This window comes from Bacillus sp. BD59S (genome assembly GCF_007363175.1).
Classification (GTDB): domain Bacteria; phylum Bacillota; class Bacilli; order Bacillales; family Bacillaceae_G; genus Bacillus_A; species Bacillus_A pacificus.
In genome coordinates this window covers 13970-38038 of sequence record NZ_CP034685.1, presented here as the reverse complement: position 1 = coordinate 38038, position 24069 = coordinate 13970, and the positions used below count along the sequence as shown (strand labels likewise).

The window sequence follows — 24069 nt, the reverse complement described above, 5'->3', positions numbered from 1 at the left end:
TAAGCATGAGAGGAGGATAAATAGTGAAAGATGAAGAGATTTTAAAGGTTTTAGAAGAGTACTCAGATTATCTTCAAGTAGGGGACATCGTGAATTATGTATTGCGTTGGCTAGGATGGTTCTTAATTCAAGGCTTATCTTTAGTTGTTGATGCCTTGGAAGGTGTGACAGATGCCATACTAGGAATTAAAGGTTTTTTTAATTCAACTGAAGTACAAGAGTTTGTTGATATGTTATATCCATTGTTTGTTGTTCTTTTAGCCATTTCGTTTTTATATATTGGCTACATGTTTATTATGAACAAACAAATGAATCGTTCTCAAATTATCATCAATATTTTCATAACATTGAGTGTACTTTGCTTATTAAGTACAGGTATGACAAAGGTCGATAAGTTCACCGATGATGCCATAGCGGTTGTGAAATCTGAACAAAAGGGTTCTTTAAGTGATGAAATTATTAAGAAGAATATAACCGATGTTGCAGTAATAGATCAAAATGGATGGAAAAAGAAGGAAGATTTGAATCCGAAAAATAATATTCCTGAAAAAAATATTAGACAAATAGATATTACAGAAAAAATTGATTCCGATTTCAAATTTACGAAAGACAAGGATTTATCAGATGGTGGTCAAAAAATCCTACAGAATAAAAGGGTGATGGATGCATTAGGAGTTGCATCTTTAGCTGAACTAAAAGATGGATGGTTTGATTTCTTTCCAGAAAAGTATTATCGCTGGCATTGGAATTTCTGGAATATATTTTTTACTTTATTGATAACGGGATTAACGTTGTTATTGGTGAGTATTAAATTAGCTAGGTTATTTTATGAATTGGCATTTAACTACTTGTTAGCCAACATATTAGCACCAGCCGATGTTGCGAATGGTCAAAAGTTAAAAGCTGTATTATCAAATATCCTCAATATATTTATAGCAACGATTATGATATTCCTATCTTTGAAGCTATATCTAATGGGTACGGCATTCCTCCATGACAAACTAAATGGTGTACCGTATCTGATTGCATTAGCGGCATTTAGTATGGCAGTTCTAGATGGCCCGGCAGTCGTAGAAAGGTTATTTGGAATAGATATTGGATTAAAGAGCAGTTGGGGCATGTTAGTAGGTGGTTTCGCACTTGGTAAAGGAATTGGCAGTCTCGCAAATTCAAAACCAATGAAGAGTCTTGGAAATATGATTGGAAAAGGAGCGAAAGGTGCAGCAGAAGGAACCGGTGTTGCAGCAGCTAAAACAGCAAGTGCGGCAGCGATGGCAACAGGTGGCGTGGCAGGGCTTATAAGCGGTTTGAAAAAAGGGAATGAGTCTGAAAATAAAGAGTCCTTGCAAGATCAAATGAAAAAAGCGGATCAGAAAAAAGCAAATGGTAATGATTTAGCAAAAAATGAAAAAGAAAAAGGTAACTTAAATAAGGAAAAAGATAAAAAGAATGGTGGTACGCCATCTATTCAAGAAGACATGAAAAAAGGAGGGAACGAAACCCCAGGGGGAGCGAATGGGCAAGAATCGGGAACAACAAGTCTTCAAGATGAAATGAAAGAAGCTGGAAAATCAAATGGAGCGATTGAAGGAAATCCAACAGTAGGAACAGTAAGACAAGGAGCAAGTGAAGGAGGTCAAACACCAGGAACAGTAAGACAGGGAACAAGTGAAGGAAGTCAAACACCAGGAACAGTAAGACAGGGAACAAGTGAAGGAAGTCAAACACCGGGAACAGTAAGACAAGGAGCGAGTGAAGGAGGTCAAACACCAGGAACAGTAAGACAGGGAACAAGTGAAGGAAGTCAAACACCGGGAACAGTAAGACAAGGAGCGAGTGAAGGAGGTCAAACACCAGGAACAGTAAGACAGGGAACAAGTAAAGGAAGTCAAACACCGGGAACAGTAAGACAAGGAGCGAGTGAAGGAAGTCAAACACCGGGAACAGTAAGACAAGGAGCGAGTGAAGGAGGTCAAACACCAGGAACAGTAAGACAGGGAGCGAGTGAAGGAGGTCAAACACCAGGAATAGTAAGGCAAGGAGCGAGTGAAGGAGGTCAAACACCAGGAACAGTAAGACAGGGAGCGAGTGGAGGAGGTCAAACACCAGGAATAGTAAGGCAGGGAACAAGTGAAGGAAGTCAAACATCAAGCCCGGCACCAATGGAAACATCAAAATCAGTACCAAGTGGAAGTAGCTCGGCACCAGTAGAAACACCAAGATCAGTACCGAGTGGAGGAAGCCCGGCACCAGTGGAAACACCAAGATCAGCACCAAGTGGAAGTAGCCCGGCATCAGCCGATATTGTAACGGTGACACATAGTAGCCCAATTATTCCTTATGAAAGTGATAAAGAAGTGGCAGCAAGTAGAAGTCAGGAGACACGTACATTAGGACAGTATACAACCGATAAAGTGAAACATACGACATCATCAGTGAAACAAAAGGTAAGAGGAGTGCAAGAGCGCATTCATAATTCGGAAACGGTACAAAATACAAAGCGTTTTTATCAGATGGGGCAAAACACGGGTAAAAGTTGGAGAGATATTGTAAACAAAAATAAAAATAATACAGATAAAAAATAAGCGTAATCGTACGCTTATTTTTTATTGTCGAAAAGGAGGGAATCCCGATGAGAAGCTATCGGATTCCGAAGGAAATCAGTACAGAATTACGGATTAATAAAGTGCTTTATTTAATAGATTTCTTTTTATTAATTGGTTTATTAGTTGTAACAATGATTCTTAGGAACTTCGTACATGAGTCCTTTCAGTTACCATTTATTCTTTTCATGGTAGCTATTGCAATTATCATGATTTGGCGACCAAGTACGAATCCTCAAAAACGAATGTATGAAGTGTTGATTATTACATTGCTAAGAAGGAAAGGTGCATATTGCGCCATTGATAACGATCAATAAGGGAGGGATCACATATGGCGTTATTCAGCGAAAAAGATGTGGAGAAACAAGAACCAAAACGACTAGAAGTACCAAAGAAAACAGCATTTCGATTTAACGAAAAAAATGTAAAAGAATCACTTTCTGAACCAAAAGAAATTGTGAAAGTGGTACCCGACAAAAAGAAAGAAGAAAAACCAAAGTTAGAACCAAAAGTAGAACAAAAAGTAAAAAAACAGAAGAAAGAAAAGCCAAAGAAAGACCTTTCGAAAAAGAAAAATCCAAAACTTTTAGGTTTTTTATCTAGAAAAAAGAAAGAAGCACCACCAAAGGTAAAGAAAAGTATTGCGGAAATTATGCAAATTGTAGACATGACAGAGGATGGCATATTTGAACTGAAAAATGAGGAGTTTTTAGAAATTCTTCAAGTGGAAGGTGATGATATGTTCTCTAAGAATAGCGACGAGCAAGCATTTGTTATTTTCTCACATGCGTATTTTTATCAAGCCTACAAACAGTCCATTAAACTCGTTTTTTTAAACTTCCCATGTCAAACAACTGAACAGCAACGCTATATTGAGAAGAAAATTAAAGAATGTACCAGTCCTTTGTATGAAAGAATTTTAAATCAAAAGTTAAAAGAACTGCAGTTTTTAGAATGGGGCAGAACCAATCGGGAAGCCTTCTTATTTATTTACGGAGAAACGGAGTTAATCATAAAAGAACGTGTAGATGCAGCAAAACGATATATCAAGCGCTCTACCGAGCTGTTAGAGGTGGATGAAGAGAAAAAGTTAGAGCTTATGTTTAAATTGTTCAATCAAAATGCAAAATTAGGAACGAAAAATATATGGTAGTAAGGGGGCAACAATATGTTTGCATTCAAGAGTAAAAAATCTAAAAAAGAAAAACAAGAAGAACTAAAAAAGAAGAAAGGTTACAACCCTTATTTAGTGGCTAGAGTTCAGCCACAAGGGGGAATTAGTTTTAAAGAAAGTTATTTTCAAACAGGTGATGGATTAGGTACTTGCATTCATGTCTATGATTATCCAACAGAGGTAAATGATTTTTGGTTAGAGCAAATTATGAATATGCCAAATGTGATCACAACATTAGATGTAATGAGTGATAATCGAAATGAAGTTGTTGAATCGATTAATAAATCCATGAGTGAACAAAGTGTTCGGCATGATACAGCGAAGGATAATATAGATCGGATCGATGCGAAAAATGAATTTTTAGAACTGGAAGCTCTCTATACGGATTTGAAACAAGGTGAGGTCATGAAACGTATTCATATTCGTATTTATGTTTCTGCTAGAACAATAGATGAGCTAGAAAAACAAGTAAAAGAGATCCTGGAAACATTAGAATCTTATAACTTTCGAGGAGCTGTCTTTTTAAATGAACAAGAGTATGAATGGGATGCACTCGTAACGAGCTTTGATACACAAAAAAATTATGTGAACCGAAGAAAAGGGAAAGAAATTCCGGCAGTCAGTTTGGCTGGTGGGTGTCCGTTTCATTATTCCTATTTGCACGATCCATACGGCACGTATTATGGAACAACGAAAACAAAAGGAAATGTTATTTTTGATATCTTCCATAAAGACAATCAAAGAAAGAGTTATAACGGTGTAATGATTGGAAAGTCTGGTGCGGGGAAATCAACATTGTTAAAAAAGAAAAGTGTGGATTATGCAAGTAAGGGTCATTTTGTTCGGATATTTGATGTGGTAGAAGAGTTTACAGATACGGTAGAAGAGTTAGGTGGGAAGACAATTGCGTTAGATGGATCACAAGGTCAGATTAACCCACTTCAAGTATATAAGACAGCAGAAAGTGAGGAAGTTAGTTTTACCCAGCATTTATCTAAACTAACAATTATTTATCGATTCATTGCGCCAGAAGCAAAAGATGATGAAATTAAAGAATATGAAAATTTACTTCGAAAATTATATATTCGTATGGGATTATGGAATGACGAAAAAGGAGCGAAAAATGAAATTACAACAAGAAAATCAAAAGAATATCCGATTTTCTCTGACTTTTTAAGGTTTGTTCGCAAAGAATTATATCAAGATGTAGAAGCTAGAAAGCATCATGAGAATTTAGGAGAAAGCAGAAAACATCGTTTAGAGTTGATCGAATTAAATCTTGTAAATTTAGTAGAAGCATATGCAGAATTATTTGATGGGCCTACTACCATAGAAGATTTCAAAAAAGAACAGGTTGTATCTTTTTCCTTACGGAATATATCCAGTTTTAAACCAGAGGTATTCCAGGCACAGATCTTTAACGTGTTAAATCTCCTCTGGAATGAAATGATTTCAAATGGTGCGCCTCAATTAAAAGCCTTTAACAAAAAGCAACTTGCTTTTGAAGATGTAACTCGTTATTTCATTATTATTGACGAGGCGCATCATATCATCAACACGAAAAAAGAAAGCGCTCATGCGCTACAATTTTTAACGAAACTTAGCCGAGAAGATCGAAAATACTTTGCAGGGCTTTTATATGCAAGTCACACGATTCGTGATTTTGTACCGGAAGGATCTTCACAAGAAATGATTGATGAAATTAAAAAACTATTTGAACTTACACAGTACAAATTTATCATGCAGCAAGATAATAACAGTTTAGATATGTTACGAAAAGTATTTGCAGGACAGTTAAGTGAAAGTGAGATTGCAGCGATTCCACATTTGCCAACAGGGGATGTCATCTTAAGTATTGGGGCTGTAAAAAACATTCATTTTCATGTAGAAGTAACAGATGAAGAATTGATGTTATTCGGGGGAGGTGCTTAATACTATGCATCTAGTTTTAAAGATTATACCAAAGAAATGGCTCATCACTTTAGCACTACTTGTGATGGGTCTTTTTTCTTTTCTTTTACTTGGAGTAGTAAGTATTTTTATTGCGGCAATGGGGAGTGATAGTGGAACAGACACGGGTGATATTACGTATACAGGTGAAGGGCAAGTCATGAATGTTTCACCTGAAGTTTTGAAATGGGAACCTACGATTCGGAAGCATGCGAAAGCCTCTGGTGTGGAACCGTTCGTTGCTTTAATGCTTGCACAAATGATGCAGGAAAGCGGAGGGCGTGGTAGCGATCCAATGCAGAGTTCCGAGGGTGCATTTAATACGAAATATTGTAAAAAACCTAATTGTATTACAGATCCAGATTACAGTATCTGGGCTGGCGTGCAGGAGTTTAAACATGCGATAGAAAGAGCCGGAGTAACGAGTCCAGGGGACATGGATCATATTAAAACAGCCCTTCAAGCTTACAATTTTGGAACTGGATTTTTTGATTTTATTAACTCCAATGGGGGCAAATATACAAAGGAATTAGCCATAAAATTCTCACAGGAGCAATACAAAAAAGTAGCTCACACAGGAATGTATCATTGCCTAAGACCCGAAGCTGTTCCGTTTCAAGCGTGTTATGGGGATATCTTGTACGTTGATGCGGTTTTGAAATATTATCAACCGGGTTCTGTTGTTTCTGGTGGTGGAGGCAACTCCGGAAGCGGAGGAAGTAGCGGTGTAAAAGTTGTAGATGTTGGTCGTCCATTGATAGGAAAAAGTACTTATGTTTTCGGTGGAGGACGAAAGCAAAGTGAGATTGATAGGAATATATTTGATTGCTCTAGTTTTGTACATTGGGCATTTAAGCAAGTAGGAAGAGAGTTAGGACCTGTAACGGATGTTAATACAGAATCACTGAACAAAATTGGTCAAAAGATATCGCCAAATGATATGAAACCTGGTGACGTAATATTCTTTGATACTTATAAAAAAGATGGGCACGTTGGTTTTGTTGTAGATAAGGATCATTTTATTGGTTGTCAAACAAATAAAGGAGTATCTATCGAAGATTTAAATAATCCGTATTGGAAAAAAGTGTTTACTGGTCATGTGAGAAGGTTCTAAAATTCGAAAAAATAGGAGGCTAAAAGAATGAAAGACAAACGAAAATCTTTGTTTATTGTGTTTGTCATTTTAGTTATAGGTGTGACAGCTTTTAATATCTATTTGAGCAAAAAATCAATGAGTGATGGCAAAGAAAAACAGTTAAAACTTTCAAATGAATTACTAACAAAACAAAATGAAGACTTAAAAAAACGACTGGATAAGGTGCTTCCTTCCGCACAAGAACAACAGAGAGGGGCGTATTTATCGACAGCCGAAACGTTTATTCAATTATCATTTCATCGAGAAAAAGAAGGATACAGTAAGCGAAAAGAAAAAGCAAAATCCATTATGAGTGAAGAACTATTACAACAATTTTATCCCACTGATAAATACGAATTAGGAGATACGTATAAAACGAAACCAATAGAAATGAAGTTTTATTTACAAGAAAATGAACCCGATAAAGAGGAGGTAAATGTGTTAGCTGAATTTATAAATGTCACGACAGATTCAACGCAAAACCGAGAAGAAAAAGTAAACGATGTGTTACGAATCATCATGAAAAAAGAAAATGAAACATGGCGAGTTACAAGTGTGGAAGAGTTAAATATGAAAGTTTTATAACGAAAAAGGTGGGGTGAGAGTGTGATAGGAGCGATTGGTAAGAAGAGTGAAAAAATCAATCTAAGAAAAAATAAGTCGTGGATCTACTTAACAATTATCAGCTTTCTATTTTTGGGTTTTTTCGCTTTCTTGACATCAAAAATTTACATGCCAAACGATGAAAAACTATTCCATACAGAGACAAATAAAGTAATTAAGTTGTCGGGTATGGGGAAATTGATTGTAGAGAAAAGGGAATACAATCCACATAAAAACTTTATACAAATTTACTTTCGATTAGAAGGATATGAGGAAACAGGATATACATTTAAAGCACAGCAAAAAGCAAATCCAGGTGTCCAATTACCTGTCAAAGTATTGTATGAGGAGAACGGAAAATACGTAGTAGAAGTAAAAGACTTATCTCCGAATTGGGGAGCGTTAGCTTTCGATATTTACAATAAAAATAGTGAAAAAGAACAAATGGATATTCGTAAATTTACAAAAGATGTGAACGAATATGAAGAAGAAAATGCATCGACAAAGAGTCCAAATAAATTAGTTCAGACGATTTTTACCGATCAAAGAAAAACAAAAGCAAATGACGAATTGATAGCTGAAGATAAAAAAACATATGAGCTAGATTTTATAGAAAGAGACAAAAAGGATATCGAAACAAAGATAAAAAATTATGGGAAAGCAATCAAACTGGAAGAAGAAAATGCAAAGACAGTTTATGAAAAAGTAAAGGAATTACAAGATGAAATGAAGTACCAAACGGAAGCAGAAAAAACGGAAACACAATCAAAGATAGCATCCTTAGAATCTAAAATAAAATCATCAGAAAAGAACGTGGAATTGTTTAAAGGGGAACAAAAAATTGCACGAGATAAGATCAAAAAGCTAGAGCAAAAGGAACAAGAAATTAATAAAAAGTGAAAAAAGATATAGGGACACAATGGGGACATTGAGGTGAAATAAGGGGACATGAAAGGGACGTTAAGAAAAAATAACGGGACATGATGGAGACATTAATAAAAAAGATAGGGACGTAATGGGGACATTCAACTTCTTTCCTTGTTCCCATCGTTTTGCTAGGCTCCGCCTAGCTTCACACCTTAGGTGGGAACAAAAACCCCTTATGCTCTTCTCACTATTTTTTTGATCTCTACCCAGATTTGCAGAAAGGAGAGGGAAAAGTGGAAATCAGAATTAGAGAAGTAGATCCAATTGCCGTAAAGAAAATAGATGAAATCGCAAAAAGGAAAGGATTATCCAGACAAAAATTTTTGAAAGCTCAAATTGAAATGCTGGCATTTTTTCAGCAGCAAAATAAAAGGGAAATGGAGTTAGAAAATCTCATTGAAAAGAACATCCATATGATGAGTGATTGTTATAGCGCAATGGAAAAAATGAATGAGTTTATTCAAATGATGATGCAGGATGTTGAAAATGAGTAATGCGGTTCCTGTTCAATCTTCCGTCACACCGGGTGTTGTTTTAAAAACGAAATTTGTGTTACCAAGTTCCGATGCGTTTCAGAACTATATTGATTATGTAGATCGGGAGGAAGCGAAAAGTGAAGTGAAGTTGAATTCGAAAATGTTCGAAACGTATCAAGACTATATGGGGAATTCAGAAAAGACCTCGGCACTATTTACGGAACACGCAAATCGTTTAACAGAAAGTGAAAAAAAGTCCTTAAAGGAAATGTTTAAAATCGCTCATGAGAATGGGAGTATCATGTGGCAAGATGTCATTTCTTTTCATAATCCCTGGTTAGAAAAACAAGGGATTTATGATGAGAAAACAAAAACGTTGGATGAAAAAAAGTTAATGGATGTAACACGGCTTGCGATGAAAGAAATGCAAAAAAGAGAGGGGCTGGAAAAAAACTCTATCTGGTCGGCAGCCATTCATTTTAATACGGATAATATTCATATTCATGTCGCAACTGTTGAGCCATTTCCAACGAGAGAACGTGGCAAAAGAAAACCCAAAACGTTAGATGCGATGAAGGGGAAAGTCGTAAATAATTTGTTAGATCGTAAGCAGGAACAAAAACAAATTAATGATCTAATTCGAAAGAATATGGTGGGAAGGAAAAAAGAAGATTCCGTTTTTGATTGGCGTAATCAACATTTGAAGCCATTGTTTTTACAAATCTATAAACAGTTACCAAGTGATAAAAGACAGTGGCAATATAGCTACAATACGATTCAACCATTAAAGCCGCAAATTGATGAATTAAGCAGTCGGTATATTCAACATCATCATAAAAAAGATTACGATCAGTTTCTCCAAAAGTTAGATAAAGAAGTGCAAGTTTTCAAAGAAGCATATGGGGAAGGAAAGTATGATAAGAAGCAATATGAAAATTACAAGACGAATAAAATCGGTGATCTGTATAAAAGGATGGGTAACGCTTTTTTACAAGAAATGAAAGCATATGATAAAGAACAAAAAAGAATCCATCACATGAAAAAATCAAAGTCATTTCGAAAATTTCAGCAGAATGTATCTATTCAGTATTCTATGAGAAAAGTGGAAGGCGCCTTTAAAAGTGAATATGAAAGTTGGAAAAATCAAAAGTATTATGAGCGTATGCAAAGGGAAAATGCATATGAAAATGAAAGGGGTTAGAGCATGGGAAATGAAAAAATTCGAATGAAGTTATCGTTGAATGAAAATGTCCATCAATACATTCAAGACTACATGGATGAAAATAATATTACTCATCCTGGTGATGCTATATCGAAAATTTGTATGGAACATCAAGCATCAAAAAATACAGAGTGGTCATTGAATTATATTTCTGAGGTTGTATCGAAAAATCTACACGATGTGCTGAAAAATGAGTTAACAAAGATACGTCTTGGTGCAAATAGTGCGGATAGAAACACACAGGTTTTAATTGAGTTATTAAATGGATACTTTTTTGCTAATGACTTGGATTTAGAAAGTATTATTACAACAGATAAAATTGAAGTGGGGGGCGTGAAGATGGCAAAAGAAGTCGTAGCGGAACGCATCAGTAATGCACGACAAAAACGTTTAGATTATGAGGCATCAAAGAGCAATGTAACATAAGCTACATTGTTTCTTTTTATAAAAAAACAGGAGGTTAGTAGGATGTTATTATTTCATGAAGATATGGCATTAGGAGTCATTAAAGAAATTGGAGAAGATGAACTTGTTTTACTTGTAAAAGAGGAAGAACTAACAATCAAAATTACACGAGAACAAGTGAGAGAATTGGCAGTCCATGTCATGAATCAAGAAAATATGTTAGTTCCGGTTAATGTAAAAACTCATGAGCTTTTCTTTGATACAGCGGAGAGATGGAATGAAGAAGAAATGGAGGAATTGCAAAAAGCGAGTGAAAGAGTAGGAGAAGATCATGAGTAAAAATTATAAGAAAAAGTATCAAACGAAATCACCAGAAGAAAAGAAAGAAGCGGTACAAGCTTTAACAAAAAAGATGGAAAAAAGTGTAGAAGGTTATTTTCGTACACCGGAAGATTTAAAAGAGTATTTAACCTTTATGGCAAAGTTTTATCACTATTCACCATCTAATATTTCATTAATACAAAGTCAATTCCAGGGAGCCAGTGCAGTGGGTTCCTTTTCTTTTTGGAAAGAAAAAGGATTTCCGGTTAAGAAGGGTGAGAAAGGAATAAAAATCCTTGTTCCAAACCGAACTGTAGCAAAATTTAAAGACAAAGAAGGCACTTGGAAAACAGTAACTAAAGCAAATGAGGAAGAGAAGAAACAAATTGAATCTAAAAGCGTAGAAGTGATGCCCGGTCGCTTATATTTTGCTGTCGGCCATTTGTTTGACGTGTCTCAAACAAACGCAAAAGCGGAAGATCTACCTCGTATTTTTCCGAATCGTTGGCTAGAAGGAAGTGTTACAGATTACAAGAGTTTGTATAAAGGAATGGAAGCCATTGCGGAAAAAAACGGCGTGAAAATCATTGCACCCAAAGCAGAGCTGGGTGTTTCAAAAGGCGTGAGCTATACCCTAACAAAAGAGGTTGCTTTGAATCCTAGAAACAGTGAATTACAAAATGTTAAAACACTTCTTCATGAATTGGCACATGCCAAACTTCATACAGCAGAGACACATATGAATTACACAGCACCAGAAAAAGAGTTTCAAGCAGAAATGACAGCTTACGCTGTTTCTTCTTATTTTGGAATTGATACAAGCGAATATTCATTAGGATATTTAGCGAGCTGGACACAAGGAAAAGAAATGAAAGATAAAACCAAGTTGTTGAGAGAAGTACATGAAACTTCGATTGAATTTATTGAGACAATTGAAAACACATTAGAAAAGGAAAAAGAACAAATACATGAAAAAGAGGTGGAAAATATGGCAAATAGAAATGAAAAACAGGACGAAAAAAATATTTTATTGGTCGAATTTATGAGTTTAAGTAACACGACACAAGAATTTGTTTCTGTTGCAGAGTTAAGGGAACAAGCAGATAGGAACCGTCAGTTTGAACCTGTAGAAGGTGGAGAAAAATTGAGTGATAAAGAATTTATTGATGCATTTAACGAGGCAAATCAAGAGAAGTATGCAGCATTAAATCAGGACGAAATTAATCGTCCAACTATGCTAGTTCAATGGAGCGACAACGAAACTTTTAAGAATAATCAACTGATTCCATTTGGAGAAGCCAATGAAAAAATGGCTGAAGTTATTGCAAGTATTGAAAAAGCAAGGGAAGAAGCTAAAGAAAGAGGTCAAACCATCCCTTACGATCAAGCTCGTTATCATATTGCCATTCCAAAAGAAGTCGATATGGATTTTGGAAGAATGGAGCTTGTGAGTATGGATCGTATGAATATGGGTGATGGAGACTACAAAACGCCATATGAACAAGTATTAAACGAGAAAAGGTATCTATCGGATGAAGTGAAACAAGCGTTACGAGATGAGGTAATGAACCATAGAAATAACAAAGAAATACCGATGGAAAAAGTACAAGAAAATCCATTAGAAAAATTAAAAGAGACACCTAACCACTTAGTAACAATTGAAGTATTAGCAAACGGTATGCAAGATGAAGAGCTTGCAAGAATCCACATGATGGATGCCGTTACGAAAGATATCAATTATTTGTCTGTATGGAATCAAGATAAAACAGATCGGGACGATTTATACGTTTCCCTCATGGAAAAGAACGGGAAACGAGAAAATGTTTATTTAGATAACATTTTGAAACCAGATTTATATGAAAAGGTTCAAAGTTCTATCTTTGATGGAAGAGGAAATTTGTCATTTGTTGTTTATGAAAAGGATGCAAATATGAGTCTAGATGAATTGGTAAAAGATGAACGATATGGACACTTAGTTGATAAAGCGGAGGCACAAAAAGATTACTCGTTTAATGAAAAAGAAGTGGAATTATATAAAGAAATGAAAAAGGAAGGAGATGCACCTATTGCTTCTCTAGATCAACAAATTCAGCCTTTAAAAGAAAAGGAGCCAACTACATTAGATAAAGATTTAAGCCGAAAATTCGAAGCATACAGACGTTCACAATATGAAGAGACACCAGACAATATTGATAGCATTGTCACTCGTGTAAAAGCTGAAGAGCGGTATTATACAACGAAATATGTTTCGATTGATAATGAGCTGGTAAGCCAGGAACACGTAGTGAAATTAGAAAATCAGGTGGATGAGAAGCTTGGAAAAGAAGGAATAACAGTGAATCAGTCTACAACTTCAAAGGAAATGGATTTTGATAAAAATTTTCAGCAATTGAATGGAAAAAAAGCGAATGATAAAGAAAAAGATAAGGAAATAGATCCTGGGAATGTAGATCAGTCGAAAACTACAAAGAAATCAGGTAGAAAAAGAGAAACAATGGAGATGGAACGATGAAAAATTTTATAACAGGAAAAGCAGATTAAATCATTTTTTGTTACTCAATTGAGATAACGGAGAGTGATTTTTTTATATCTAAAAATGAAAGAGGGTAAAAGGAAAAGCCCTCTTTCTTATTTTAGAACGAAAGGAGAGAATGCCATGAATGTATGGCTGTTTGCGGGCTGTATGTTCCTTGTAGCTGTCTTTTTGAACATGTTGCTATTATTTTGGTCACAGAATAATAAAAAAGCGAAGAAATAAGAAATGGAAGCATGAAACTGAAATTGTAGATTAATAGGAGGTAATACGTATGGGAAAAACATTATTTATTGCAGAAAAGCCGAAGGTAGCTGTTGAATTACTAAAATCACCTAGATTTAAAAACTCAAAAAGATATCCAGGAAGCAAGCCTTATTATGGTTACTATGAAAATGAAAATTACATTATTAGTTGGTGCCGGGGGCATTTATTAGAACTAAAACATCCGGAGGAGATGGACGAGAGGTACAAAGAATTTAAATTTGATCACTTACCCATTATTTTAGAGCCAGAATATAAAGAGAAATCGGATAGTCTAGAACAAATTCAAATATTAGTTAAGCTGTTAAATCGTCCCGATGTGGATCATGTGGTCAACTCTTGTGATGCAGATAGAGAGGGTGAGCTTATCTATCGAGAAATATATGAACATGCAGGTGTGAACAAGCGAGAATCCCGTCTTTTTATCTCTTCCTATGAAGCAGCAGAATTAGAAGGCGCATTAAACCGATTAGAACCAGGAACAGACTATGACGGGCTTGCACAATCGGCTAAAGCAAGGCAATACCTGGATTATATTCTAGGGATTAATGTTACAAGAGGCTGTACATCCAAACTAGCAAAAAATCAATTTTTATTGGCTTCTGGTCGTGTTCAAATGTGTATCTTGAATGAAATCCGTCAGAGGGAAATCGCTATCCAAAATTATAAAGAACAAACCTATTACAATTTGAAGTTACTAACGGAAAACGGTTTATCACCAGTAATGAAAACAGAAGATCAACTGATAGTTCCATCGCCACTACAAAAGCTTGGAGATAGCTTGAAAGAAACGAATGTAATCGTAACGGAATTTAAAGAGAGTACGAGAAAAAAGAAACCAAAATTATTATATAACTTAACGGATATCTACAAAGATGCTCACGCCAAACTGAAGATAAATGCGGAAACAGCAAAAAAACACATTCAGAGTTTGTATGAAGAAGGCTTTATTACTTATCCTCGTTCTTCATCCAGGCATTTACCTACTGAGCAAGTGGAACGAGTGAAGGAAGTAATGGCAGCATTAGAAAAAAGCACCTATGCAAATCTCGTACAACAAGTAATCCCATCTTCTATTACAAAAAAACACACTACATTTAATGATGAATTAGTCAGTAGTCACTTTGCCATCATCCCAACAACAAAATTATATGTCGGGATCAACCGAGAACCATTAGAAAAACAGTTATATGACTTAATTGTAAAACGATTTATCGGGAATTTTATGAAACCAGCAATCTACCTGGTAAGAGAAGTACATTTTATAGATCAAGAGGGCAACACATACAGTACAAAAGAAAAAATCCTACAAGAGAAAGGGTTTCTAAGTGTGTTTCAAGAGGATATAGAAGAGGGATCAGTTGAAGCATTCCAGATACCTATTTTACAAGAAGGAGATTCTTTCAGAATCGTTCAGTATGACTTGATTGAGTCTCGAACAAAGAAACCAGCCTTTCATACGGAAAGTTCCATTTTAACTTTTATGGAGACGGCAGGGCGTAAATTAGATGATGAACATTTGAAAGAACTTATGAAAGGAAAACGGATTGGGACAGTCGCAACGGAAGAAACGTTTATTCCGAAACTGTTAGATCGTAGCTATATTGATGTCACCAATAATCAAATTCGAACGACACCTATTGGTCGTGCTTTTATAGATGCTTTTCCGGTAGATACAATTAAAAATCCAGCTTATACGGCTGAAATGGAAGGGATGATTTACATGATCGAAAAGGATGAATTGAATTATGAAGAATTCGTAGAAAAAACAAATACGTTCGTAAAAGATACGGTGGAACAATTAGGCGCAATGGATGATAAGGTGTCGGATAGCATTATTAATACCTGGAATCAGCAGATTGAGGTGTGCAAATGCCCTTGTAGAAAAGGGAAAATCCTTCATAAAGGCAACTTTTACGGGTGCAGTAATTATCCGGAATGTGAAATCTCCTTACCGAAAAAAATTAAAGAAAAAGCGATTCCGGAAGCGCAAGCGAAAAAGCTGTTTGAAGATAAGAAAACAGATCTTTTAAAAGGATTTAAGTCCAATGAGAAGGAGTTTTCCGCTTATCTCGTGTTACATGAAGGGAAAGTTAAATTTCAGTTCCCAACACAAGAGGAGCTGTCATTTGGTAAATGTCCAAAATGTAAAAAAGGAGATATGCTTCATCGTAAAACATTTTATGGATGCACAGAGCATAAAAATGGATGTGATTTTATGTTACCAGCCAAAATGAAAGGGAAAGCAATCCCTGGTAATCAAATGAAGAAGCTACTTCAGTATAAAACAACAGATTTTATCAACGGCTTTCAAGGAGAAAAGGGAGAATTTACAGCAGCTATCTATATGGAAGCGGACGGAAGTTTGAAATTCCGTTTTCCAACGACTGAAGATTGTACCATTGGTAAATGTCCATTGTGTAAGAGTAGGGTTCTTGTAGGGAAAAGTAATTACTTATGTGAGAAATACAAAAAAGGCTGTGACTTCATTATTTTTGGTACATTCTCTGGTAAAAATTTAAGTAGTAACCATGTGAAAAAGTTATTAGAAAAGAGTGTAACAGATCAGATCAAAGGGTTTATCTCAAATAAAAACGGGAAGAAATTTGACGCTCGTTTATCATACAGCGTACAGGAGAAGCGATTAAAATTCTTATTCGGCAAATAAAAATAAAATGTATCAACTATAAGTAGCAAAAGAGGACTAGGAAACGGAATAGTCCTCTTTTTTATTTCATTTTATAGAGTAAAGGGGGATTCCGTAATGGCATATGTCAGTGCGGAGGATGCGATGAAAGCAAGAAACGTTGACTTGATTTCATATCTGGAAGCAAAAGGAGAAACGTTTAAGAAAGAAGGTAACTATTATCGTCATACGGAGCATGACAGTCTCATCATTAAAGGGAATCAGTACGTCTGGAATAGCCGAGGGGAAAAAGGATATGGAGCGATTAGTTTTGCCATGATGTACTATGACATGACATTCCCACAAGCCGTGATGGACATTCAGAAGGGGGACTACAAAGAGTTTGATCGTTCAAAAGCGGAAGAGGAGCGCAAAAAAGAGCAGCAGCCATTTAGTTATCCCAAACACTTGGAAGTAAATAAGCAAACAGAAATAAAAGAATATCTAATTCATGAACGGAAAATAGATCCTCGCTTGGTGAATTGGCTGATTAAAAAGGATCTCATCGCCCAGGATAAGAAAAATAACGTGGTGTTCAAATGGAGAGAAGAAGGAGGCAAAGGGCAAGTCATTGGAATGAACCGTCAAGGTACGGTCAAAATGGAGAATAAAAGAGGAAGCTTTAAGCAAATTGTCCCGAATTATGAAAAAATCAATGCCGGTTTTACGGTTGATGTAGGTAAACCGGATAAGATTTATTTTTATGAAGATCCGATTGATATGTTATCTCATTGGAGTATCAAGCAAAATAAGATACAAAACGCTCGCCTGGTTTCTATGCATGGATTGAAGTCAAAAACAGTAATTCAATCTTTAATGGATGCGAAAAAAGAAGGGCACGATATTAAAGAGGTCATTATGGCAGTTGATAATGATAAAGCTGGGAAAGACTTTATTCAGACAATGAAATGCTTTGTAGATCTTAAAGAGGATATCCCAACGAATGAAAAGGATTGGAACGATGTCCGGAAGAAACAAGTGAGTGAGCAACAAACAAAAGAAACGGCCCAACCAAAGAAAATGAAACCAATTAAAGAGGTGGAGCGAAGTGTCTAATCTACCAGAAATGTCAAACATATTACAAATTTTATTGTATGGTTTTATCCTTTATGTTCTTTTTCGTATTTGTAAATTTATGTACCGGAAGTTCCAGGAGCGAAGAATATTAAAGCGAATGGCTAAGTCCGGTATTCGTTATATAGACAAAATGGACGGACATCAATTCGAAGTATACCTAAAAGCTCTCTTTCGAGAGTTGGGTTATTCCCCAACAGTTACAAAACAGACAAATGATTTCGGAGCGGATCTGGTATTGAAGGGAAAAAATCGTATTGTCATCCAGGCAAAACGCTACGGGATGAAAAATAGAGTCGGCATTAGTGCCGTACAAGAGATATATGCAGCACAAGCCTATTACAAGGCAAATGAAGGCTGGGTTGTAACGAACAGTGTGTATACAAGGCAAGCGAAAGAATTAGCGGAAGCTTGCAATGTAAAACTAATAGATCGTGTAGAACTTCAGAAATTGATTAATAAAATCAATCCCGAATATTCGGCTGAAGATGTGTATCAAGGGGTAAAACCTGCAGAACGGAAATGTCCCACATGTAAACATGATTTAGTCATTCGAAATTCGAATAAAACAGGTAATAAGTTTTTTGGCTGTTCACAATATCCCACATGTACACATACAGAACCAATTAATTCATGAGCTGTGATGAAAATCCGGCTCTTTTTTTATTTATTTAAAGAATACATGAAAAAAAACAGTTTAACTAAAAAACGAACCTTCAGATTTGGTTGTATGAGTCTTTGAAGGAGTTGTTAATATAATAAGTCATATTTGTTATAAAAACGCATGTAAAGGGAGATAGGTGATTTAAATACGTTTTTAGGTTTTTTAGGAAAAACAAAAAGGGTAGCCATTATTTACGACTTAACCCTTTGTCTACGATCTGACGAATTGCTTCGTTTCGGTTCTTCAGCTTATTTTCATGCCAATAATTTTCTATTTGCTCTACTTGTTCTTTTGTAAAAGTAACTAAAATTTGAGTGTACTTGTCTTTATTAACAGCCATATTACAACCTCCTCTATAAAAATAATTATAAGTTATATAACTTATATTGACAACTGGAAAAATGAGTTATAGAATAGTTATATAAGTTATATAACTTTATTGAGGAGGTTATTATATGGAACGGAAAGTTAAAAAGATGATGGCTGATCTTCAATTTATTATGAATCATGGTCAAATCAGTGTAGATTTTATGGATTAAGGATATAAAAGAATGCTTTTTAGTGCATTAGAAGCTACAGGAAAATAGTTTAATGTGCATACCAATGAGCATAATCAAACAATCTTGTCCTTAGAGTTAGTTTAGTAAATTTACGCAATGAGGAGCTGTTAATAATGGAGCAGTTAACCATTTTTGACGTAATGAATGAAACTAAAAATAAGCTTTATGAGGTATTAGAGAAAAATGGATTAAATTATAAGATTCGTAAGTACTATTTATATTCAGATTATCAGGGAGCTGTTCAATATTACTATATAAGAACAACTGATAATACAATTATTGATTTGTGTCTCTCGGATTTTCCAGAAATCTTCGCTGTCCATGAAGGATTTAGCGATAAACAAATTAGAAAGATTTACAACTGGAACTTATAAGTTATATAAATAACAAATGTAATTATTGGAGGAATGGAAAATGAAGATTGCTGTATCGGAATGGAAAGCATTGAAAAAAGAAACAAAGTTAAAGTTATTGCGTTATGCGATGTTAGAAAGCAAGTATAAGTATGCAAAATAAAAGCTCTTCATTTGCAAAAAGCAAACAAAGAGCAGAGTCATGAGTGACCATCTGGGAAAGAAATTGGCACATTTCTTTCCCTCTTATTTTAACATATAAAAAGATGTAGAGAAAAGGGGCATGTAGAATGGAAGAAGGTTGTATTTCCTTTCAGCAAAGGGTTAAAGAGTTTCTTATTATGATTGTCTGTTTTTGGTTCATTATGTTTCTCATGTACGGTGAGAGCCTGTTACAATAGAATAGAGTCGAAAGTCTAAATACCCTTAGGTAGCTCTCATAGGTGTAAGATCTATGGGGGCTTTTTAATAAGAGATATATAAAATTTCACGTACCGTAATGTTTAATAAAAAATAAAATATTTAAACAATAGTCTACATTTAATTTTTTGCCTAAATAATCCGCGTAATGGATACTGTATTGTTTGGGATGTTGCAGAATCCTTATAATAAGGATTCTTTTTTATTATATATAAGCAAAAGGGAACTCTTAAATAAAAATTAGAATAATAGAAGGCCTTCGAAAGAGTGCTTTATCTATTTCTGAATATAACACTGATTTGAATTGTATTTCTCAATAAAAAAGAAATGCAAATGGGATAAAATAAACTTTATGATATATATTTAGAGGTCACCACGCTATTTTGAGGATTTTTACGTTTAGACACAGGTTGACCTTTACGATGTATGTTATTTATATAACTAGGAGGGGGAACATGAAATTAATATCAAAAATAGTAATGACTGCGTTAATAGTATTGAGTACATTTGCATTCAACTTAGGTGGAGAATTTGATAAGAGTTTTCTTTCTACCCCAAAAGCATATGGGGATGTAATCAAGGCACTTCCACAAAATGCGTCAAAGATAGAGTTAGATTATGCTCCTAAGTATGACTACGACACAGACGGGTGTTATGCGACTGCAGCAATTTCTCCAGATGGCACGACTAACCCTGGCCTAAGTTTGGGTGGTTCCCCGGAAAGTGTCTGTAGAGATGTTAACCGACTGGAAAATTCAAACACTTATTCTCGGGCTAAATCAAATAATGGTTGGACTGCCATTATGTATGCGAGTTACTTTGAGAAAGATCAACAAACTTCGGGCCCTGTTGCGCTTGGACATCGACATGACTGGGAACACACAATAGTTTGGGTTAAAGATAGTCAGGTTCAATATGTAACTTATTCAGCACATGGTAATTGGTACACTAACCCTCGCTCAAACGTTAGATTCGATGGAAACCACCCGAAAATTGTATACCATAAGGACGGCGGCTTGACACATGCTTTTCGCCTGGCTAATAGCAATGACGAGCCGCCAGAAAACTATTATCACCAGTGGCTCCAACTACCAATGGTTGGTTGGAATGGCTATCCAAGCCCAAATATTCGTGAAAAACTAATGACTACGAACTTTGGAGATGCAACACTTGAGATCAAAGATGGAAGATTTGAAAAAGCCCTTGCTAACGCAAAGCCACCCATTAACTTTGACCCTTATGCACCGGAACTAGAAGATGGTGGTACTTATCAAATAGTTTCTATTTTAAATAATAGTAGTGTCGTTGACTTAAATCAAGCAGATGGAAATGTTCAATTGTGGCAAAATGGCAACGCTAATAATCAAAAATGGAAGCTAGTATATGATTCAAATAAATCAGCATACCAAATTAAAAATATAGCAAATCAAAATTTAGTATTAGCTTGGAATGATCTTAATGGTTCTAATAATGTAGTTGCTACATCTAATCAAAATAAGGAAGAGCAATATTGGATACTAACAGAAGCAGGAAATGGATATTATTATGTAAGGAATAAGAAGGATCAAAACAAAGTGTTAGATGTAAGTGGTTATGGTACTGCAAATGGAACAAATGTTACAGTATATAATTTCCATGGTGGTAATAATCAAACATTCCAATTGTCTAATGTAACTGGGACTTTAACAACAGAAGTGGAGTCACTCTATAAGGCACAGCCTGGTCAAACCAGTAGATCAAGTAATAATTTTTCACTTGAACATCTCGCGGCAGGTACCAAAGTACGAGTTGTTTTAGAAGGAGCAGGTGCTACCTCTTTGTCATTTGGTGTTGCAAAAGATATACGTAATGGTTCAGACCGTGGGATTTGGTCAAATGTTAGAGATGGTTCTATTCTAACGATCCCTTCAGGAGATGATAGAAAGAATTTGTATATCGCAGGTCCTCCTAGCGGATATACTTCTAACGGTACATTTAAAGTGAAATTTTACGCTCTTCCAAACTAAAAAATATTATAACATTTCTATTCCCTTTATATTAATCTAATTAGAAAATGAGTATGCATACTTCAAAAAATTATTTCGGCTTGCTTGATTGGATTAACTATATTAATAGGAAATATAGTGTTTTGTTGCAAAGTTCTTTAAATGAAGCGTATAAAATGGAGTCGAAAGTCTAAATACCCTTAGGTAGCTCTCATAGGTGTAAGATCTATGGGGGCTTTTTTTTAATAAGGGAAATATATAATTTCACGTACCGTAACGTTTAATAAGAAATAAAACACATAATCAATAGTCTACATTTAATTTTTTGTTGAATAAATACGCTATTTGGGGTACGGAAACGATTCAAAGAAACATCCTAATAGGGTTTACTCTATTGGGATAAATGGGAGTTGATGATATGGAAACTTATGAATCTTTATATAATAACTTTCGGCTTTCTTAAGAAAAAATTAAGATAGATGATCAGTATTTATTAAGAAATGCCATTTATAATTCAAAATACCCTTTAAAAAAATAAAAATTATATATACGATATAATTTTTACTTTTTTGCGCCTTCACATATTTTCCTCAAACATGTGAAGGCGCAAAACACTAATAAGACGGAGGAATTTTGATTGATGAAAAAGTTTTTATTTTTTTGTAGTATTTTATTAATAATAGGAGCAGGGTATTGTTTCTATCAAGCGTTGCCAAATGTACTGCTTGTATCTGGGGATCAACAACAAGTAGAAAAAGTAACAGAAGAATATAAGTCTAAATTAAGTTCATCTACGCAATATAAAGAAAAACAGATGTGTGGTTCTGAATTTAAACATAAAGATGAAACATCCTGTGAAAATACTGGATCAGTACGAGTTTTGAATAAAACTACAGCTGAGAAACTACTAAAAGAACAGATGTTACAAAAAACAATACGTCCACGTGTTACAGAACCTATCCAATCTTTGCCATCCATCACAAAAGAAAAAGGTGTGGTATATGGAAAAGATATTTCTAGTGAAGAGATACAGGTTGGAACTCAAATTATTCCTGTGACAAAAGGAGGAGATGATTTAGGAATCGGCGTTGGACAGGGACAAAAAATACAATCTAAATTAATAATTGTTGATGATTCTATTTATAAAGAGCTGTTATTAAAAGAAAATACTTTTAGTATATTGCGTTTTGATATTAAAAACACTTTAATGGGGAATATTCCAGATGTAGGAGTTATAGAAAAATCATATCCAGAAGTAGAAACAATAAGAGTAAAAGCTAATAAAAAGATTAACTATTAGGGGTACCGCAACATGCCCATCAAGCTAAGAAAACAAGTTACCCCCAAAACGAAAAAATGAGCTAAATTACTCATAGCAAAATGTAATAAGCTAAATTTTATTTTTGAAGACTTCAAAGTATTAGCTTGGTACAAATTGGTGATATTTCAATAAGGGATGTGCTCATTTTCTTACTACTGATAATGAAATTTATGTAAATTACCAAAGAAACATTTTTATTTAATGAGAATGTATAGCTACTCCATTTGTAATATTATTGCAACAATTGTAAAGATAATTCTGGAAAATCGAAATAGAATTCTAATTCTAAGGGTATTTCCAATTGTTTGGTTGGGTTTTCAGAAAGAGTAAGGTAAATACTTTTAAAGTAATATAAAAGGAAAATTAGGTATCTTTATGCGCGTTAAATTAACATAAATAGGCATATATAGAGAATTCAAACTTATTTAAATTTAAAGTGTTGTTAACCCCTATGAAACACGAATTATTCTAATTGTTAGTACAATTAGAATGTAAGATTTAATTGGAAAGAAGGGGTTATTGTGAAAGAAACAATTAGTAGTTATGAAGATTTATTAGATATGTTAGATTCATTATTGCGTGAACCAACTCAATTTTGGGATGATTTTTATTCAAATCGTGAAAAAGGAGTTCCCTTTTTTACTAATAAACCAGATGAGAACCTAGTTAATTATTTCGAGAAAAAATTACTTAATCCAGGGAAAGTTCTTGAACTTGGATGCGGTCCAGGCAGAAATGCAATTTACTTTGCTGAAAAAGGATGCTTAGTTGATGCGGTAGACTTATCACAGGAATCAATTCAATGGGCAACCGAACGGGCAAAAGAAAAAAATGTACATGTAAATTTTATTTATAACAATATCTTTGACTTACAAATTGAAGAAGGTACATACGATATTGTGTACGATTCAGGATGTTTTCATCATATTGCTCCACACAGAAGAATGAATTATATAAATTTGGTGAAAAAGGCTTTAAAACCAGGTGGTTATTTTGCAATCACTTGTTTTGTTCAAGGCGGAGAATTAGGTGGGGCAGATATAACGGATTGGGAAGTATACAAACTACAAAGTCTTAAAGGTGGATTAGGTTTTACAGATGCAAAACTTAGAGTCATCTTTAGAGACTTTTCTGAAGTAGAAATACGTAGAATGAAAGAGATAAAACAATCGAATAAAGTATTTGGTGTCTCTGGGCTGTGGACAGCTTTATTTATGAAAAAGCTTACTGAATAGTAAAAAGAATTATGTTTTCTTAGTGAATTATATTTATATCTGTTAGCAAAGACTATGTGAACGAAGAAACCCTTCAGAAAATCTGAAGGGTTTCTAGATACATTAAATACTAATAAGGATATCATCTCATCGCTATCAAATTGAGATAAATTTGTATC

At 34.7% G+C, this 24069-nt stretch carries 20 protein-coding genes; 19 read left to right on the top strand and 1 reads right to left on the bottom strand.

Translation table 11 applies throughout. The features are described 5' to 3' along the window. Positions 1 to 23 precede the first annotated feature (23 nt). The 15 genes from EKQ63_RS01130 to EKQ63_RS01060 all read left to right on the top strand — a co-directional run bounded on the left by EKQ63_RS01130 (position 24) and on the right by EKQ63_RS01060 (position 18010). Positions 24 to 2585 carry a pLS20_p028 family conjugation system transmembrane protein gene (locus tag EKQ63_RS01130; protein ID WP_143880609.1) on the top strand — a complete coding sequence of 854 codons (2562 nt, stop codon included), beginning with the start codon at positions 24 to 26 and terminating at the stop codon, positions 2583 to 2585. A gap of 47 nt (positions 2586 to 2632) precedes the next feature. Beyond that, positions 2633 to 2920, top strand: a complete 288-nt coding sequence (locus EKQ63_RS01125) for a DUF5592 family protein (protein ID WP_001258281.1) — start codon at positions 2633 to 2635, stop codon at positions 2918 to 2920. 14 nt (positions 2921 to 2934) lie between these two features. Then, positions 2935 to 3756, top strand: coding sequence for a TraC-like domain-containing protein (locus EKQ63_RS01120; RefSeq protein WP_143880608.1), 822 nt, complete (start codon positions 2935 to 2937; stop codon positions 3754 to 3756). Between the two features lie 15 nt (positions 3757 to 3771). Further along, positions 3772 to 5709: a VirB4 family type IV secretion system protein gene (locus EKQ63_RS01115; protein WP_139889327.1), complete on the top strand. Its 1938-nt coding sequence runs from the start codon at positions 3772 to 3774 to the stop codon at positions 5707 to 5709. 4 nt (positions 5710 to 5713) lie between these two features. Beyond that, positions 5714 to 6841 carry a bifunctional lytic transglycosylase/C40 family peptidase gene (locus EKQ63_RS01110; protein WP_143880607.1) on the top strand — a complete coding sequence of 376 codons (1128 nt, stop codon included), beginning with the start codon at positions 5714 to 5716 and terminating at the stop codon, positions 6839 to 6841. 27 nt (positions 6842 to 6868) lie between these two features. Beyond that, positions 6869 to 7447 carry a MerR family transcriptional regulator gene (locus EKQ63_RS01105; protein ID WP_143880606.1) on the top strand — a complete coding sequence of 193 codons (579 nt, stop codon included), beginning with the start codon at positions 6869 to 6871 and terminating at the stop codon, positions 7445 to 7447. Between the two features lie 21 nt (positions 7448 to 7468). Then, positions 7469 to 8365 (top strand): hypothetical protein, encoded by an 897-nt coding sequence (locus tag EKQ63_RS01100; RefSeq protein ID WP_143880605.1) that lies wholly within the window; start codon positions 7469 to 7471, stop codon positions 8363 to 8365. Positions 8366 to 8625: 260 nt separating this feature from the next. Further along, positions 8626 to 8886, top strand: coding sequence for a hypothetical protein (locus tag EKQ63_RS01095; protein WP_016513356.1), 261 nt, complete (start codon positions 8626 to 8628; stop codon positions 8884 to 8886). Continuing rightward, positions 8879 to 10069, top strand: coding sequence for a MobP2 family relaxase (gene mobP2, locus EKQ63_RS01090; RefSeq protein ID WP_143880604.1), 1191 nt, complete (start codon positions 8879 to 8881; stop codon positions 10067 to 10069). The genes EKQ63_RS01095 and mobP2 overlap by 8 nt, the downstream gene beginning before the upstream one ends. 3 nt (positions 10070 to 10072) lie before the next feature. Then, positions 10073 to 10516: a hypothetical protein gene (locus EKQ63_RS01085; protein WP_139889333.1), complete on the top strand. Its 444-nt coding sequence runs from the start codon at positions 10073 to 10075 to the stop codon at positions 10514 to 10516. 42 nt (positions 10517 to 10558) lie between these two features. Beyond that, complete coding sequence (locus EKQ63_RS01080; protein WP_139889334.1) at positions 10559 to 10834, top strand: hypothetical protein; 276 nt, start codon at positions 10559 to 10561, stop codon at positions 10832 to 10834. After that, positions 10827 to 13328, top strand: a complete 2502-nt coding sequence (locus EKQ63_RS01075; protein ID WP_143880603.1) for an LPD25 domain-containing protein — start codon at positions 10827 to 10829, stop codon at positions 13326 to 13328. The genes EKQ63_RS01080 and EKQ63_RS01075 overlap by 8 nt, the downstream gene beginning before the upstream one ends. A 295-nt stretch (positions 13329 to 13623) precedes the next feature. Further along, positions 13624 to 16281: a type IA DNA topoisomerase gene (locus tag EKQ63_RS01070; protein WP_143880602.1), complete on the top strand. Its 2658-nt coding sequence runs from the start codon at positions 13624 to 13626 to the stop codon at positions 16279 to 16281. 96 nt (positions 16282 to 16377) lie between these two features. Beyond that, complete coding sequence (locus EKQ63_RS01065) at positions 16378 to 17355, top strand: DUF3991 and TOPRIM domain-containing protein (protein ID WP_143880601.1); 978 nt, start codon at positions 16378 to 16380, stop codon at positions 17353 to 17355. Next, complete coding sequence (locus EKQ63_RS01060; RefSeq protein ID WP_143880600.1) at positions 17348 to 18010, top strand: restriction endonuclease; 663 nt, start codon at positions 17348 to 17350, stop codon at positions 18008 to 18010. The genes EKQ63_RS01065 and EKQ63_RS01060 overlap by 8 nt, the downstream gene beginning before the upstream one ends. A gap of 214 nt (positions 18011 to 18224) precedes the next feature. Here EKQ63_RS01060 and EKQ63_RS29780 read toward each other — a convergent pair whose 3' ends face one another. Continuing rightward, a complete protein-coding gene (locus EKQ63_RS29780; protein WP_000290205.1) occupies positions 18225 to 18377 on the bottom strand; it encodes a ribbon-helix-helix domain-containing protein in 153 nt (50 codons plus the stop codon). A 333-nt stretch (positions 18378 to 18710) separates the two neighbouring features. Here EKQ63_RS29780 and EKQ63_RS01055 point away from each other — a divergent pair, with 333 nt between their 5' ends. The 4 genes from EKQ63_RS01055 (at position 18711) to EKQ63_RS01040 (ending at position 23911) form a co-directional block, all read left to right on the top strand. After that, a complete protein-coding gene (locus EKQ63_RS01055; protein ID WP_143880599.1) occupies positions 18711 to 18971 on the top strand; it encodes a hypothetical protein in 261 nt (86 codons plus the stop codon). A gap of 854 nt (positions 18972 to 19825) precedes the next feature. Continuing rightward, complete coding sequence (locus tag EKQ63_RS01050; protein ID WP_143880598.1) at positions 19826 to 21376, top strand: NPP1 family protein; 1551 nt, start codon at positions 19826 to 19828, stop codon at positions 21374 to 21376. 619 nt (positions 21377 to 21995) lie between these two features. Then, complete coding sequence (locus EKQ63_RS01045) at positions 21996 to 22655, top strand: lipoprotein BA_5634 family protein (RefSeq protein ID WP_143880597.1); 660 nt, start codon at positions 21996 to 21998, stop codon at positions 22653 to 22655. A gap of 542 nt (positions 22656 to 23197) precedes the next feature. Beyond that, a complete protein-coding gene (locus EKQ63_RS01040; protein WP_143880596.1) occupies positions 23198 to 23911 on the top strand; it encodes a class I SAM-dependent methyltransferase in 714 nt (237 codons plus the stop codon). Positions 23912 to 24069: the final 158 nt, after the last annotated feature.